At 60.9% G+C, this 16016-nt stretch carries 15 protein-coding genes; 11 read left to right on the top strand and 4 right to left on the bottom strand.

Annotation, left to right across the window (positions count from 1 at the left end; genetic code table 11):
• Nucleotides 1-126: 126 nt before the first annotated feature.
• The 4 genes from VEIS_RS04770 to VEIS_RS04755 all read left to right on the top strand — a co-directional run bounded on the left by VEIS_RS04770 (nucleotide 127) and on the right by VEIS_RS04755 (nucleotide 5173).
• Nucleotides 127-1155 (top strand): putative 2-aminoethylphosphonate ABC transporter substrate-binding protein, encoded by a 1029-nt coding sequence (locus VEIS_RS04770; protein ID WP_049773817.1) that lies wholly within the window; start codon nucleotides 127-129, stop codon nucleotides 1153-1155.
• Between the two features lie 68 nt (nucleotides 1156-1223).
• Nucleotides 1224-2312, top strand: coding sequence for a putative 2-aminoethylphosphonate ABC transporter ATP-binding protein (locus tag VEIS_RS04765; RefSeq protein WP_011808760.1), 1089 nt, complete (start codon nucleotides 1224-1226; stop codon nucleotides 2310-2312).
• An 8-nt stretch (nucleotides 2313-2320) separates the two neighbouring features.
• Nucleotides 2321-4021 (top strand): putative 2-aminoethylphosphonate ABC transporter permease subunit, encoded by a 1701-nt coding sequence (locus VEIS_RS04760; protein WP_232287848.1) that lies wholly within the window; start codon nucleotides 2321-2323, stop codon nucleotides 4019-4021.
• 30 nt (nucleotides 4022-4051) lie between these two features.
• Entirely contained in the window at nucleotides 4052-5173 is a 1122-nt protein-coding gene (locus VEIS_RS04755) for a 2-aminoethylphosphonate--pyruvate transaminase (RefSeq protein WP_011808758.1), read from the top strand.
• Nucleotides 5174-5230: 57 nt separating this feature from the next.
• Here VEIS_RS04755 and VEIS_RS29570 read toward each other — a convergent pair whose 3' ends face one another.
• Entirely contained in the window at nucleotides 5231-5380 is a 150-nt protein-coding gene (locus VEIS_RS29570) for an antitoxin PaaA2 family protein (protein ID WP_011808757.1), read from the bottom strand.
• 261 nt (nucleotides 5381-5641) lie between these two features.
• Entirely contained in the window at nucleotides 5642-6667 is a 1026-nt protein-coding gene (gene rocF, locus VEIS_RS04750; RefSeq protein ID WP_011808756.1) for an arginase, read from the bottom strand.
• 206 nt (nucleotides 6668-6873) lie between these two features.
• Between rocF and holA the strand changes: the two genes are divergently transcribed.
• The 3 genes from holA (at nucleotide 6874) to VEIS_RS04735 (ending at nucleotide 10403) form a co-directional block, all read left to right on the top strand.
• A complete protein-coding gene (gene holA / locus VEIS_RS04745) occupies nucleotides 6874-7929 on the top strand; it encodes a DNA polymerase III subunit delta (RefSeq protein WP_011808755.1) in 1056 nt (351 codons plus the stop codon).
• Between the two features lie 162 nt (nucleotides 7930-8091).
• Nucleotides 8092-9372 carry a glutamate-5-semialdehyde dehydrogenase gene (locus VEIS_RS04740; protein ID WP_041950541.1) on the top strand — a complete coding sequence of 427 codons (1281 nt, stop codon included), beginning with the start codon at nucleotides 8092-8094 and terminating at the stop codon, nucleotides 9370-9372.
• A 218-nt stretch (nucleotides 9373-9590) separates the two neighbouring features.
• On the top strand, nucleotides 9591-10403 hold the full coding sequence (locus tag VEIS_RS04735; RefSeq protein WP_011808753.1) for a FadR/GntR family transcriptional regulator: 813 nt from the start codon (nucleotides 9591-9593) through the stop codon (nucleotides 10401-10403).
• Between the two features lie 244 nt (nucleotides 10404-10647).
• On the opposite strand, the gene VEIS_RS04730 is transcribed toward VEIS_RS04735, so the two are convergent.
• Entirely contained in the window at nucleotides 10648-11307 is a 660-nt protein-coding gene (locus VEIS_RS04730; protein WP_011808751.1) for a TetR/AcrR family transcriptional regulator, read from the bottom strand.
• A 238-nt stretch (nucleotides 11308-11545) separates the two neighbouring features.
• Here VEIS_RS04730 and VEIS_RS28265 point away from each other — a divergent pair, with 238 nt between their 5' ends.
• The 4 genes from VEIS_RS28265 (at nucleotide 11546) to VEIS_RS04715 (ending at nucleotide 14600) form a co-directional block, all read left to right on the top strand.
• Nucleotides 11546-11767, top strand: coding sequence for a hypothetical protein (locus VEIS_RS28265; protein ID WP_157048397.1), 222 nt, complete (start codon nucleotides 11546-11548; stop codon nucleotides 11765-11767).
• Nucleotides 11764-12540, top strand: coding sequence for an FAD-binding oxidoreductase (locus VEIS_RS25490; RefSeq protein ID WP_198137956.1), 777 nt, complete (start codon nucleotides 11764-11766; stop codon nucleotides 12538-12540). The genes VEIS_RS28265 and VEIS_RS25490 overlap by 4 nt, the downstream gene beginning before the upstream one ends.
• 72 nt (nucleotides 12541-12612) lie before the next feature.
• Nucleotides 12613-13812, top strand: coding sequence for an MFS transporter (locus tag VEIS_RS04720; RefSeq protein ID WP_011808749.1), 1200 nt, complete (start codon nucleotides 12613-12615; stop codon nucleotides 13810-13812).
• Between the two features lie 41 nt (nucleotides 13813-13853).
• Nucleotides 13854-14600 (top strand): SDR family NAD(P)-dependent oxidoreductase, encoded by a 747-nt coding sequence (locus VEIS_RS04715; RefSeq protein ID WP_011808748.1) that lies wholly within the window; start codon nucleotides 13854-13856, stop codon nucleotides 14598-14600.
• 573 nt (nucleotides 14601-15173) lie between these two features.
• Here VEIS_RS04715 and mutM read toward each other — a convergent pair.
• The gene (gene mutM, locus VEIS_RS04710; RefSeq protein WP_011808746.1) at nucleotides 15174-15995 is read right to left on the bottom strand and encodes a bifunctional DNA-formamidopyrimidine glycosylase/DNA-(apurinic or apyrimidinic site) lyase; all 822 of its coding nucleotides are present in this window, start codon (nucleotides 15993-15995) and stop codon (nucleotides 15174-15176) included.
• Between the last annotated feature and the right edge of the window lie 21 nt (nucleotides 15996-16016).

Below are 16016 nucleotides of genomic sequence, written 5' to 3'. Positions count from 1 at the left end.
TCGCCTGTTTATCAATGTTGCGCGGGCTTCCGGGAGCGTGAGCATGTGTTGAAGAGCGGTCGTGCAGAGGTGCATGATTGGGCAACGTGGCAGTCTGGCGTCGCCCTTGTTTTTACCCATAGGAGAATGCAAATGAGATTGACCACCATGCTGGCCTTGTTGTGTGCAGGGTTGTGCAGCCATGTGTTTGCTGCCGAGCGTGTGTCGCTGCTGGTTTACACCGCTCTTGAAACAGACCAGATCAGGGCTTACAAAAGCGCATTTGAAAAGACTTACCCTGATGTGGAAATCAAGTGGGTGCGCGATTCCACCGGCATCATCACGGCCAGACTGCTGGCCGAAAAAGCCAATCCGCAAGCCGATGTGGTCATGGGTGTTGCCGCCAGCAGCCTGGCGTTGATGGATGCGGAAGGCATGCTGCTGCCATACAAGCCCAAGGGCTATGAGCAGCTCAATGCCAAGTATGTCGACGCCAAGGCCGTGCCAAGCTGGGTCGGCATGGATGTGGCGGGCGCGACCATCTGCTTCAATACGGTCGAGGCCAAAAAGATGAATTTGCCGAAGCCGGAAACTTGGCAAGACTTGGCCAAGCCGGTTTACAAAGGCAAGATCGTGATGCCGCATCCGGCCTCGTCGGGCACTGGCTATTTCGACGTGACGGCCTGGCTGCAATTGTTTGGCGAGCAGGGCGGCTGGAAGTATATGGACGCCTTGCACGAGAACATTGCGCAATACATGCACTCCGGCTCCAAACCCTGCAAATCGGCTGGCAGTGGCGAGTTTCCCATTGGTATTTCACTCGAATATCGCGGCACCCAGGTCAAGAGTGGCGGTGCGCCGATTGACCTGGTGTTTCCCAAGGAAGGTCTGGGTTGGGACATCGAGGCCACCGGCATCATGAAAAACACCAAAAAACTCGATGCTGCCAAGAAGTTGGCCGACTGGTCTGCCAGCAAGGAAGCCAACGAGATGTATCAAAAGAACGTTGCCATCGTCGCCCATACCGCGGTCAACAAGCCGCTGGAGGGTTTGCCGGCCAACTACGAAGAGATGCTGATCAAGAACGACTTTGCCTTTGCCGCGAAGAACCGCGACAAGATATTGGCGGAGTGGAGCCGGCGTTACGACGCCAAGAGTGAGCCCAAGTCCAAGTAAGGCTCGTTCCCGTGCGCGTGGTCATTGCGGGACGCGCCGCCCTTGGCTGATCAACCCACAGGCTTCGTATGGACATGACAGATCTGCGGCCATCTCTGGAACTGCGCGGGATACGCAAAGACTTTGGCAGCTTTAGCGCGTTGGGGAACGTCGATCTGCAAGTGCGGCAGGGCGAGATGCTGGTCTTTCTCGGCCCTTCCGGTTGCGGCAAGACGACCTTGCTGCGCATCATCGCTGGTCTGGAAAGCCAGACTGCGGGCAGCGTCACGCAAAATGGCCGCGATATTTCGTGGCTGCCGCCGGAGCAGCGCGACTACGGCATCGTGTTCCAGTCGTATGCCTTGTTTCCCAATCTGACGGTGGCCGAGAATGTGGCGTATGGCTTGGTCAATCGCCGTGCCCAGCGCGCACAGATTCAGGCGCGGGTGGCACAGTTGCTGACGATGATCGGCTTGCCGGCAGCGGCGAAAAAATATCCGGCGCAGCTTTCCGGCGGCCAGCAACAGCGCATCGCTCTGGCACGCGCCCTGGCGACAGCGCCCAAATTGCTGCTGCTCGATGAGCCGCTATCGGCGCTCGATGCGATCGAGCGCGTGCGCCTGCGCAAGGAAATCCGCAGCTTGCAGCAGCAACTCGGCGTGACCACCATCATGGTCACGCACGATCAGGAAGAAGCGCTCAACATGGCAGACCGCATCGTGGTCATGGATCAGGGCGCTATCGAGCAAATTGGCACGCCGCAGGAGATTTACGAATATCCGGCCAGCACGTTTGTTGCCGGCTTCGTCGGCAAGGCCAATGTCATCGAGGCGGTGGCGTTGGGCGGGCATGTGTTCGAGTGCGGCCATGGCCTGCGCCTGGTGAGCAGTGCGGGGGGAGATTATCGTGCCGGCAGCGCGGTTCGCCTGTACGTGCGGCCTGAAGACAGGGTGACGGAAGACCTCTGCGACAGCACGCCCAATCAAGTGGTTGGCGTGGCAGGGCGGATCGAGTTCCTCGGCGGCATTTGCCTGGTCGAATGCGCGCTTGCCGAACTGGGCCAGACGCCGCTGACGATACAGTTTTCGCTGAACCAGATGTACGACTTGAACATCACGCCCGGTGTGCGCATTCGCTTTGCACTGCGGGCGGACCGGATTCGCGTCTTTCCACAATGATGCGCACCATGCCTTTGCAGCCGTTGCCACGGCGCAGTCTCAAGCTCGGTAGCAGCGACATCCTGGCGCGTGTGCTGTTGATTGCGGTGGCGGGCGGGCTGGCCTTGTTTTTACTGGCGCCGCTGGCGATGATTCTGCTGCGCGCTGTGCTGGATAACGATGGTCATTTCGTCGGCTTGCTGCATTTTCGTGATTACTTCTCGACGCCGGGCTTGCAGCGCTCGATTCTCAATTCTTGCGGCGTGGCGTTCGCCGTCGTCTTCATCGCCGTGCCGATGGCGTTCTTTTTCGCCTATGCGATCAATCGAAGCTGCATGCGCTTCAAGAATGGCTTCAGGTTCATCGCCTTGCTGCCTTTGCTGGCGCCGTCGCTGCTGTCGGCCATCGCCTTCATTCAATGGTTTGGCAATCAGGGCGTTCTGAAACCCCTGCTGGGCAATGCCTCCATCTATGGCGCGCCGGGCATCATCCTGGCGGAGGTGTACAACACCTTTCCGCACGCCTTGATGATCATCACGACGGCCTTGTCGCTGGCCGATGCGCGTTTGTACGAAGCGGCCGACTCGATGGGAACGGGCATGCTGCGCCGCTTCTTCACGATCACGCTGCCCTCGTGCAAATACGGCCTGATCAGCGCGGCGACGGTGGTGTTTACGTATGTGATCAGCGACTTTGGCGCGCCCAAGGTCATTGGCGGCAACTTCAGCGTGTTGTCGGTGGATGTGTTCAAGCAAGTCGTTGGCCAGCAGAATTTTGGGCGTGGCGCAGTGGTGGGCATGCTGCTGCTGTTGCCGTCGATTCTATCGTTTGCCATCGACATGCTGGTGCGCCGCAAATTGCAGGCGCAGTTGTCGGCGCGCTCGGTGCCCTACCAGCCCAAGCCGCAGCGCAGCTTCGATCGCTGGATGATGGCGTATTGCGTGCTGGTGAGCATCCTGCTGCTATCGGTGGTGGGCATGGCGGTGATCAGTTCCTTCATCAAGCTATGGCCTTACAATCTGGAACTGACTTTGCGCCACTACCAGTACGCCTTGTTCGATGGCGACTTCAGCGCGGCGTATACCAATTCGCTCAAGCTCGCTTTTCTGACCGCATTTTTTGGCACGATTGCCGCATTCATCGGCGCCTATCTGGTCGAGAAGTCGCGTGGTCTTGGCACTTTGCGCCCGCTGGTGCATTTGATGGCGATGCTGTCGATGGCGGTGCCAGGCTTGGTGCTGGGCCTGGGTTACATCATGTTCTTCAACCACCCAGATAATCCGCTTCGCTTCCTGTATGCGTCGATGTCGATTCTGGTGTTCTCGACCATCATTCACTACTACACCTCCAGCCATTTGACGGCGGTGTCGGCATTGAAGGTGCTGGACAATGAATTTGAAGCCGTCGCGGCCTCGCTCAAGATTCCATTGCACAAAACCTTTTTGCGCGTCACCGTGCCAGTGTGCCTGCCTGCCTTGCTCGATATTGCGCGCTATTACTTCGTGGTGTCGATGGCCAGCCTGTCGTGCGTGGTCTTCCTGTATTCGTCGGACACCATTTTGTCGTCGGTGGCCATCATGAATCTTGACGAAGCTGGCGACATTGGCCCGGCAGCGGCGCTGGCATCGCTGACGGTGGCAACCTCCGCCCTGGTATGCCTGCTCTACGGCTGGTTCACCAAGGCATTGATCAACAAAACGCAGGTCTGGCGGACCTGCACCACGCACTGAAGCGCGTGCCTTTCACTTGAAGGAGACATCATGTCCGTTGCCACTACCGAACATCCCGTCCTCTTGACACCCGGCCCCTTGACGACATCGCCGCAAACCCGGCAGGCAATGTTGCGCGACTGGGGTTCATGGGATGCCGACTTCAATCAGATCACCACGCGCGTGCGCCAGCACTTGCTGGAAATTGCCCATGCCGCACAGACGCATGAGTGCGTGCCCCTGCAAGGCAGCGGCACTTTCTCGGTGGAAGCGGCCATTGGCACCATCGTGCCGCGCAATGGCCATGTGTTAGTGCCGATGAACGGCGCCTATTGCCAACGCATTGCGCGTATTTGCGAATACCTCGGACGCCGTGTCAGCACACACAGCTACGCCGAAGATCAGGCCATCTCGCCGGCTGATATCGATCGCCTGCTCAGTGCGGACGCATCCATCACACATGTCGCAGTCGTGCATTGCGAAACCAGCACCGGCATCTTGAATCCCTTGCAGGAGATTGCCAAGGTCGTGCACAAGCATGGCAAGAGCTTGATCATCGATGCCATGAGCTCGTTCGGCGCAGTTGAGGTCGACGCGCGTGCAACGCCGTTCGACGCGCTGATTGCCGCTTCCGGCAAATGTATCGAAGGCGTGCCGGGCATGGGCTTTGTGCTGGTGCGCCGCAGCGTGCTGGAGTCGTGCAAGGGGAATGCGCATTCGCTGGTGCTGGATTTGCACGACCAGTGGGTGTATATGCAAAAAACCACGCAATGGCGCTTCACGCCGCCCACGCATGTGGTGGCTGCGCTGGATCAGGCTTTGCAACAGCATCGCGCCGAGGGTGGCCTGGCAGCGCGTGGTGCGCGCTATGCCAGCAATTGCCGGCAGTTGATCGATGGCTTGGCGGCATTGGGCTTGAAGAGTTTCTTGCCCAGGGAAATCCAGGCACCCATCATCGTCACCATCCACGCGCCGTGCCATGCCAATTACAACTTCCAGGCGTTCTACAACGCGGTCAAGCGCCAAGGCTTTATCCTGTATCCCGGCAAGTTGACGACGGTGGAAACCTTCCGCGTCGGCTGCATGGGGCACTTCGGCGGCGAAGGCATGCGCGCTGCCATCGCTGCCATTGCCCATGTGCTGGACGAGATGGAAATCAGCGTAGCGGCTTGACGACGCAGCCCATGATGGTGTCGCGGTCAGTCAGCGGTCGCCACACCAGCCGGGGCACTATGCACATTGCCGCAGTGCGGCCTTTCGCTTGGCGAACATGGCGCGGACTTCCTCGTCCGACATGCTCGGGCGCGGGTCGTCAATGCTGGCCTGCACCTGCTCGCGGAACCATGCGTCATAGGCCGCAGCCTCGTGGGCACGTTTCAACCGAGAGAACCCTATCGAAAAAAATTCTTTTCCAAACTGAAAGCCCTGCTCAGGAAAGCTGAACAGCGTACTGTCGATGGACTTTGGAATGCCATCGGGTGCCTGCTCGATTGCTTTATATAGGAATTATCCGACTACTTTTCATCTTCTGGATATGTTTCTACTTATTGAGCCTCAAATAAATGGATGACACAAAATAGCGTCTTCACTCGGCATGGCGTTGACAGTTATTTACACAGGTCTCAATAAATCAAAAATGCTCTAAACCCTGGCCGCCACCAGAGCCGTACCGATCTCTGGCGGCGGCACGCGCATCAACGTGCTCTTGCCAAACAGCGACTCCACCAGGTCCACCGCCAGCAGCGCCGTCCGGTTGCGCAGATCGAGCGCCGGGTTGAGCTCCACGATATCCAGCGACGCCAGCCGGCCGCTGTCGGCAATCATTTCCATGCACAGTTGCGCCTCACGGTAACCGGGGCCGCCGGGCACCGGTGTGCCGACACCGGGGGCGATGTCCGGGTCCAGAAAATCCACATCGAAACTGACATGCAGGTGGCAATCGGCGTCCAGCCCCGCCAAAGCCTGCTGCATGGTCTGGCGCATGCCGGCTTCATCGATGTAGCGCATGTCGAAGACCTCCAGGCCCTGCTGATGGACCAGGCGCTTTTCGCCCGGATCTACGCTGCGGACGCCGATCAGGCGAATCTGCTGCGCACGCAATGCCGGCCCGCCGCCGGGCATGCCGCCGGCCAACTGCGTCAGCGGCCCAGGCCCCAAGCCGCACAGGCAGGCCATCGGCATGCCATGCAGATTGCCGCTGGGCGTCAGGGCGCTGGTGTTGAAGTCGGCATGGGCGTCGAGCCACAGCACACGCAGCGGCTGGCCCCGCGCGGCGCAATGGCGCGCCACGGCGCTGATGCTGCCCAGCCCCAGGCAATGGTCACCGCCGAGCAAGATCGGCAGATGACCCAGACGCAACTCGGCCGATACCGCATCGAACACGCGCTGATTCCACTGCACCACCTCGGGCAGATGGCGATAGCCCTGCACCGGCGCTTGCCAAGGATTGGCCGGGCCGCTCAGATTGCCCCGGTCGAACGATTGCAGGCCATGCCCTTGCAGCGCCGCCTGCAGCCCGGCCACGCGCAGAGCCTCCGGCCCCATGGATGCGCCGCGCACCCCGGCCCCGATATCGGTGGGGGCGCCGATCAGCGCTATCGGGCGATGGGCGGGGCGGGGGATGGGGCCGGCCGTGGCGGGGTGGGGAGATGGTGCGTTGGCGTGCATGGCGTGGTGACGATCAGTCAGGCGGTGGTCAGTCGGTGCCCGGGCCAAATTGTGCGCGGGCCGGGCTGCCCTGCAAAGCGGGAAATCGGCGCAAACCACATGGCAAACATGGCAAGCCGCCCCCAACCACCCCAACCATCCCGCGGACCGGCTCCGGGCGCCCGGCGCGATCGGCCCGTGCAGCGCAAGGCGATAAACTGCGCCGCATGCAAATCGCGCTGGCCCAACTGTCCGAGCATCTTCAACGGGGTCTGGCGCCGCTGTATGCGCTGCATGGCGACGAACCGCTGCTGCAACAAGAGGCGGTGGACGCCATCCGCGCTGCGGCCCGGGCACGGGGCTATACCGAGCGCAGCGCATTCACTGTGGCCGGCGCCCATTTCGACTGGAGCGCAGTGCTGGCCGCCGGTGGCTCATCGAGCCTGTTTGCCGAGCGGCAGATCGTCGAAATCCGCATCCCCACGGGCAAGCCCGGCAAGGACGGCAGCGCGGCCTTGCAGCGGCTGGCCGCATCGGCCCAAGGCAACGACAACACCCTGACACTGGTGCTGCTGCCGCGCCTGGACAAAGCCATGCGCGCCGGGGACTGGTTTGCCGCGCTCCAGGCCCATGGCAGCACCATACAGATCGACCCCGTGGAACGCAGCGCGCTGCCGCAATGGCTGGCCCAGCGCCTGGCCGCCCAGGGCCAGCGCGTGCTGGCGGGCGAGGAGGGCCAGCGCACGCTGCGGTTCTTTGCCGATCGTGTCGAAGGCAACCTGCTGGCCGCCCACCAAGAGATCCAGAAACTGGCCCTGCTGCACCCGGCCGGCGAATTGACGCAGGCCCAGGTCGAAGCCGCCGTGCTCGATGTCGCGCGCTACGACGTGTTCAAACTGTCCGAATCGGTGCTGGCCGGGCAGACCGCCCGCGTGCAGCGCATGCTCGATGGCCTGCAAGCCGCAGGCGAGAACGAAGTGCTGGTGCACTGGGCGCTGGCCGAAGACATCCGTGCGCTCAAGCGCGTGAAAGACGCGATGAACGCCGGCCGCCCGCTGCCGCTGGCGCTGCGCGAAAACCGCATCTGGGGTCCCCGGGAGCGCCTGTTCGAGCGCATCCTGCCCCAGGCCAGCGATGCGGCACTGGCCCGGCTATTGCAATCGGCGCACATCGTGGACGGCATCGTCAAGGGCCTGCGCTGGCCTGACTGGCCCGCCGATAGTTGGCAGGCATTGCAGCGACTGGCGCTGCAACTGAGCCGGCTGACATCGACCGCGCACTGACGGGCTTTGGGCCGCGCTGGTGATGCCCAATGGGGTCAATGGGGTTAATGGGGTCAATGGGGTCAATGGGGTCAATAGGCCACGGAGGCTTGATTTCACTTCGCCACGAGCTAGAAAAACAATAGCACAATGAATCTGCGGCACAATCGCCCGATGAGTCCGATGAACCTGGCTGAACTGACCGAATACACGCGCCATCTCGGCACCCGGGCCAAAACCGCATCTGCGCTGATGGCCAAAGCGCCAGCGGCCAGTAAGAGCCAGGCGCTCAAGGCGCTGGCGCGGCGGCTGCGCGACAACACCCCGGCGCTGCAAATCGACAACGCCCGCGACTTGGAGCGCGCCCGTGCTGCCGGTCTGGCCGCGCCCATGGTCGAGCGCCTGCAACTGAGTCCGCAGACCTTGGAAACCTGCGCCCAGGGCTGCGAGCAATTGGCGGCCATGCCCGACATCATCGGTGCGATCCAGGGCTTGCAGCAGCAACCCAGCGGCATCCGCGTAGGCCGGATGCGGGTGCCGATCGGCGTGTTCTGCATGGTCTACGAAAGCCGCCCGAACGTGACCATCGAAGCCGCCAGCCTGTCGATCAAGAGCGGCAACGCCTGCATCCTGCGCGGCGGCTCTGAAGCCATGGCCTCGAACCAGGCGCTGACAGCACTGGTGCAGCAGGCGCTGGCCGAGGCCGGCCTGCCGCAAGACGCGGTGCAACTGGTGCAGACCACCGACCGCGCCGCCGTGGGCCAGCTCATCGCCATGCCCGAATGCGTCGACCTGATCATCCCGCGCGGCGGCAAGGGCCTGATCGAGCGCATCAGCCGCGAAGCCCGGGTGCCGGTCATCAAGCACCTGGACGGCAACTGCCACATCTATGTCGACGCCCCCTGCGACATCGCCATGGCCGTGCAAGTCGCCGACAACGCCAAAACCCACAAGTACAGCCCCTGCAACGCCAGCGAAAGCCTGCTCGTGGCCAGGCCGGTGGCCGCCGAATTCCTGCCGAAAATCGGCGCCATATATGCCACCAAGGGCGTGGAAATGCGCGCCTGCCCCGAGGCGCTGGCGATTTTGGGCGCAGTGACGGGCGCCAAGCTGCTGCCCGCCACCGAGCAAGACTGGTCCGAGGAATACCTGGCCCCCATCATCAGCGTGAAAGTGCTCGACGGCGTGGACGCCGCCATTGCCCATATCAACCGCTATTCGAGCCACCACACCGACGCCATCCTGACCATGCACCACGCGCATGCCCAACGCTTCCTGCGCGAGGTGGATTCGGCCAGCGTGCTGGTCAATGCCAGCACCCGCTTTGCCGATGGTTTCGAGTACGGACTGGGCGCAGAAATCGGCATCAGCACCGACAAACTGCATGCGCGCGGCCCGGTGGGCATCGAAGGGCTGACCTCGCTCAAGTATGTGGTGCTGGGCGAAGGCGAAATTCGCCACTGAGGGCGGCGGATGCCCGGCTTTCACGGCCGGCGGACAGCTCCGAGCCCCAATGGGCATGGGGTACACTCGCCAAGTGCATGACTCACCTCATTCCATTTCCCAATCGTTCATGAAAGCAAAGGCGGAGCGCAGACAGTACCAATGTACGGCAAGCGACGCCGGCAAAGTGCACGGATGATTTGTAAATGGAATCACTCCCATCGGGTTTCGAATTGCCAATGAAATCGAATCACCCCGGCAGGCAGGATGATGAAAACACCGGGGCCAGCCCGGAGAAAATCGACGGAACCGAAGAGCCTCGACTGCGCTGGCATTTTCACCCGATCGCCAATGCCCGCGCTCACGAAGATGTCGTTGAGCAGATCATTTTCTCGATCTTGTCGGGTGCTTATTCTGCCGATGACCGCCTGCCCAGCGTCGAGCAGTTGGCACAAGCGATGAATGTCAGCAAGCCGGTCATTGGCGAGGCGCTCAAGGTCCTGATCAAGGCCAAAATCGTCCGGGTGCAGCGGGGTCGCTCCGGGGGACTGTTCGTGCTGACGAATAATGTGCCGGACGGTGTGCTGGCGCTGACCGCGCAATTGCGCCATGTGAGTCTGAGCGAAATCATCGAAGCGCGCCATCCGGTCGAACTGCAACTGGCGCTTTTGGCCGCCGAGCGGGCGACGCAAGCCGATTTTGCCGCCCTGCGCTCATGCATCGACCAACTGCGCGGGCATCGCCATAGCGATCTGTCGATCCGCATCCGTTACGACCACATGTTCCACTACACGCTGGGACGCATTGCGCGCAGTAGCGCGCTGGCGCTGTTTCAGCACCAGATTCTGGAGCAGATTTTTCTGCGCATGCCGGATTATTTTCTATACGAAGAAAACCCGGATACCGTCATCACCCTGCACGAGGGTACATTGGCCGCGATCCGCAGCCGCAGTCCCGAGAAAATCAGGGCAGCCATCGCCGAGCATATGAGCGCCTTGGAAAATGTGGTGACTTCATCCGGGGGCCGGCCCCGATCGTTGAATAAGCCCTGATACCGAATGGCCTGGGCCGCAACGATCACCGGGCAGCAGCCAGCGCAGCCGCCAAAAGCACATCGGCACCAGCGGCGATATCCTGATTGACTGATCTTCGGCAAATTCCAGTTCGTTATGGCTCAGACCGGCTCGGCCGTCGGCGGTGCGCAAGCCGTCATGGCCGCGCTCTCGAAGGCAAACGAGAACGTCGGTGCGGTTGACTGCGAAGTCAACTGCGCCGTAGGCGGAGCCAGCAGCCAAATCATGGCCTGGCGAGACCAGGTGCGGCGGCGATCTGCGCCGATGTCCCGGTTTGCTGGCTGGCCGGCCGACCCTGAGGCAATGCCGCCAGCGCGGGGGCGATCAATCGCTTGAGCGATGCCCGAGACGCCCCGTCGCGGGCTTGGAACGAGATGCTCTGCGTGATCCCCAGAAAGTACTGGGCGAGCACACCGACATCGGTTTCGCTTGGCAACTCGCCTTCATCGACACCTCTCTGTATGCGCGCGCGAATCATCGCCAAGGTGTCGGTGCGGGTCTTCTTGAGGTACGTCCAGACTTCCTCGTTCCCTGGCAGATGGTTCACGGCACCCAGGACGAGCAGGCACCCTCCCGATGGATTGGAGGTGGCCGTGCCAACGGTCGCTTCCAGCATGGAGCGCAGGCCATCACGGACGGACGCTGCACCGTTGAGCGCCTTGGCCGACTTCGAACCCACGACCCTGATGTACAGCTCCACGGCCTCGTAGAAAGCCTCTTTCTTGCTGCCGAAAGCGGCGTAAAAGCTCGGAGGACTGATACCCATGGCCATGGTCAGGTCGACCAACTGCGCCCCTTCGAACCCCTTGCGCCAGAACACATCCATTGCGCGCTCCAGCGCAGCCTGGCGGTCAAAACTCAGAGGGCGACCTCTTTGTGCCATACGGACTCATCGTGCAGAGTGGCTTTTTCCATAGTCAATCTAACATAAATCTGATTGACAGTATTCCTCATCGTTGTTAGGATTTCTGTAGTTGAAATTCTAGAAATACCGGAAACGCCCTGCCAAGGGTCGATGCGTCGCCCTGATCTCGTCGCCATGCGACGGGATGGATCGGCCGCCTTGGTTCCTCTGCTACCGCAGCTGTCAGTCAAACGAATGATCATTGGAAGGATGAGCCATGCAATTCATCGAGCGGCGCGGCAGGCGCCCGTTTTTTTCTCTGCGAGCAATTCGTGGTGCGGTCCAGATAGACATGGATTCACAAGGCCAGATCGCAGATGCGAGCCATGCCTATCTTTCCGGTACCACATCAAAGCGACCGGAGCCGAGCCAGGTAGTCAGTCAACCTGTCGGCATGGGTTCGCTTCAATCGCTGGGTACAGACAGAAGATGTCCATGACGAATCAGCGAGAAGAACCGGCTGGCCTCTCCGCCTCGATGCTGTCTCTGGACGAAGTTCGCCAAGTGGTTGGCGACAGCAACATCACCCGGGCAGATGTCGATGCCGGACAGCAAGGCGAGAACGTCCGGAGAAACGTCAGCCTGTTCAGGCCGAGGGATGTGCGTGCCGTCATTCGCCCAGGATCGGTTCAGGAAATCCAGGCGATCGTCCGGATCTTCCATGGCAACAATCCACCTGCGGGCCTGCATGCCATCAGCACCGGAAGAAATTGGGGGCTCGGTTCGGCAGAACCGGCGACAGACGACGTAGTCACTGTGGACCTCGGTCGCATGAACTCGGTTCGGCGAGTGGACTGCGATGCTGGATACGCAGTGATCGAGCCAGGCGTAACCCAACTGTGTCTGGCCGAGGCGCTCGACGGAACCAACCGAATGCTCAATGTGACTGCGTCATCCGGTCATACGAGTGTGATTGGAAACGCGCTTGAACGAGGCGTCGGTCTTCGACGCCAGCGAACCGAGGACCTTCTCGGTTTGGAAATCGTCCTTCCGGACGGAGAACTCGCCCGCGTAGGGTGGTGGCCTGAACAGACCAAGCGCACTGCCGCAAATCCGTATGGGCTAGGCCCCTCACTGCTGCATCTGTTTACCCAATCCAATCTGGGGATAGTGGCTGCCGCTGTCGTCTCGCTTCTTCCTCGCCCCGAGTCTCAGCGAGTTCTGAGACTGAAGTTTCCATGCGCACGGCGATGTCGACGAGCTGTTTTTTGAACACCACATTGCTCCTGCAACCGAAATCGTCTGCCAGGGGTCTTGCCCGGCCAATCCAGAGGAGCAACTGATATGAGCGATACCAAAACAATCGATCGACATCTGGTGGACCATGCCCCCACCTTGCCTCTGGCGATATATATCCTCGGGTTCGGCATCTTCGCGATGGTGACGAGCGAGTTTCAGGTCAGCGGCATGCTCACCGTCATGGCGGCGGATCTCGGTGTGCCGATTCCGCACATCGGCTATCTGGTATCCATGTATGCCTGTGCCATGGCTTTCGGCGGCCCGCTGCTGGCTGTGGCACTGCTCAGGAAGCCACCGAAAACGGCCTTGCTGACCCTCTATGTGATCTTCATCTGTGGCGAAGCGCTGGGGGCGCTGTCCCAGTCCTATTCGATGTTGGCTGCGGCCAGAATGGTGACAGGGGCTGTATCCGGCGCATTCTTTGGAACGGCGCTCGCCATCTGTGTGCAACTGGTCCAGGAACGTCAACGCGGCTGGGCGATGTCCATCGTGTTGGCGGGCATCATGATTGGCACCGTGCTGGGGCTGCCGATGGCCAACTTGATAGGGGCGCATCTTGGGTGGAGAGAGAGCTTTTGGGCAACAGCCGGCCTCACGGCAATGGCGGCACTCCTGAGCGTGGCTGCCATTCCTTCTTTGTCCGCCCAGATATCGGTCAGTTTGCGCGGAGAACTCTCGGCGCTGAAAAACCCGCGACTCTGGCTCGCATTCTCGACCAGCCTGCTGATCATCGGGGCGACGTTCGCGGCTTTTACCTACTTCATCCCCATACTGAAGGAAGTTTCGGGGTATGGCGATAATGCTGTCGCGGGGCTTCTCTGTGCCTATGGGGTTGCCACCGTGGTGGGCAATCTGGTGGTCGGAAAACTTGCAGATCGCCACACCCTGTCCATCCTCGCCATTGGCCTCTGTCTGCTGGCCGTTTTTCTGGCGATGTTCGGCATTTTTGCAGGCAGCAAGCCGTTCGCAGCCATTTCGCTCGTCGGCATCGGTCTGGTGGGGGTGACCATGAATCCTGCCATGGTGACGCGGGTCATGAGAGCCGCAAACGGGCGACCTCTCGTCAACACCGTGCACACCTCCGTGATCACGCTGGGCATCATGACCGGCGCATTTTTGGGCGGACTCTTTATCAGCGCCGGATATGGATTGCGTGCTCCATTGTGGGTTGGATTCGTGATGGCGCTTGCCGGTCTGCTATCGCTCGTTCCTGAACTGCGGTTGCGAAAACCCGCGCCAGATTGAAGGGTCGTGGCGCCTTTGATCGATCTGATTTTGGAGGATGTATGAGCAACTTGTCCGGAAAAACGGCGTTGGTGACTGGTGCAAGCAGAGGCATCGGCGCCGCTATTGCGCGTCGACTCGCTGCTGATGGGGCCAACGTGGCCATCACGTACAAGGAAGGCGCGCAAGCCGCAAAGGCGGTCGTGGTGGACATCGAAAGACTTGGAAGAAAAGCGGCCGCGTTCAAAGCCGATGCCGCCGACCCTGTCGCCATCCAGCGCGCCATCGATAGCGTGGTCGGCAGTTTCGGCTGCATCGACATTCTGGTGAACAACGCTGGCTTCATGGATGTCAGCGGCACACCACTCGAAAAGACTTCTCTGGAAATTACTGATCAGACGATCTTCGTGAACGTGCGCGCTCCATTTCTGTTCGCCAAAGGAGTGGCGCCGCATCTCTCGGACGGTGGCCGCATCATCAACATCGGGAGTTGCCTGGAAAAACGAGTGCCCGCCGCCGGCCTGACGCTTTATGCAATGACCAAAGCCGCCATGACGGGACTCACCAAAGGACTGGCGCGAGACCTGGCGGGTCGGGGAATAACAGTCAACCAGATTGCTCCCGGGCCTATCGACACAGACATGAATCCAGCCGATGGACCTAACGCAGACTTCATCCGCTCCCTTACTTCGATCGGGAGGTTTGGCAAGACAGTGGAGATCGCAAGCATCGTTGCTTTTCTGGCTTCCTCGGAAACCGCGTTCATCACGGGCGCAGACATCGCTGTGGATGGCGGCACCAACATCTGACCCTGCCTGTTTACACTGAAAGCAATTTCCAGAAGTTGTGGTGCACGTCGGTAATGCCTTTATTTCAGGGAGGTTTTGCCATGAAGACCCACTGGCCTCGCAGCACACCAGCGCCGCCAGGGCGTCGGCCCCCGGTGCCGGTGCGCAGGGTCGGGCCAGCAGTATCTGGCTTGACGGGAATCGTCACGCCCATGCTGCTGTTCCGGGAATGCCTGGTGGGCCTGGCGACGCAAGCGTGGAACCGGCTGGCTCCCAGTCGCAGCAGCGGGAAGGCATGACCTGTCTATCCATGCGGTTTTGATGTCATTCAAAGTCGGGACCGATGCCGATTTTCACGCGGCAGTGGATGCATTGGCTGCCCGGATCGGTTCGGCATGAACCGCCATCGTTGCCGTCTTGTGTATCTTGTGTAAGACGCACCCGGACCAGCACGACACGGCCTGCATTTACTGCGCACCGAATGCTTCAGCTCGCTGGGCGTTTCGACTTCCAACAGATGGCCGCCACACCTTGCTCGATGGAAAAACAATGTCGCTCCATCGCGCACATTCAGTCCGTTTCAAGCAATGCCGGTCAGGCCCGCTGGCACAGCGGGCAAAAGTAACTGCTCCTTTGTCCTTGGCGCAGCAGCCGTATGGCGCTGCCGCAATGGTGGCAGGGAGCGCCGTCGCGGCCATACACATGGATATGGGCGCTGCTCTGGAAATGACCCGCCATTCCATCGGCATTGGAAAAATTGCGCAGCGTGCTGCCGCCCATTTGCACGGCCCGCGTCAGCACAGTGCGTATCGCCTCGTGCAATCGGCGCACCCGCTCGGCGCCCACGCGCGAAGCCACTGCCGTGGGGCGGATGCCCGCCAGAAAAAGAACTTCCGAGGCGTAGATGTTGCCCACGCCTACCACCAGACGCCCGGCCAGCAGCAGTGGCTTGATCGGCATCCGGCTCTTTTTCAGTCCGGACTGAAAAGTGGCCAATGAAAAAGAGTCCGACAAGGGCTCCATTCCCAAAGCCCCGAGCAGTTTCAGCGCCACCGGGGCCTGCTCGTCGGGCGCATAAACGACTGCACCAAACCGGCGTGGGTCGTGCAGCCGCAGGGTTCCGCGGTCGGTCACCAGGTCGAAGTGATCGTGTACCCCTGCGGGCGGCAGCCCATGGCTGAAACGCAAGCTCCCCGACATGCCCAGATGCAACAACAAAAGCCCGCCGCTGGTGTCCGCCAACAGGTACTTGCCGCGTCTGCGCAGGCCCAGCACCTGCTGGCCCACCAGGGACATGGGATCACAGCCCAGGGGCCAGCGCAACGGTTTGCCCAGAGCGACGGCCTGGATGCGCGCACCGGCGATCGCATCGGCAAAGCTGCGGCGCGTCACTTCCACTTCGGGCAATTCAGGCATATACAAAATCAGGCAAGGGAT

Origin of the sequence: Verminephrobacter eiseniae EF01-2, from assembly GCF_000015565.1 — a bacterium.
In the GTDB taxonomy this organism is placed as follows: Bacteria; Pseudomonadota; Gammaproteobacteria; order Burkholderiales; family Burkholderiaceae_C; genus Acidovorax; species Acidovorax eiseniae.
This window is presented reverse-complemented; position numbering and strand designations above follow the sequence as displayed.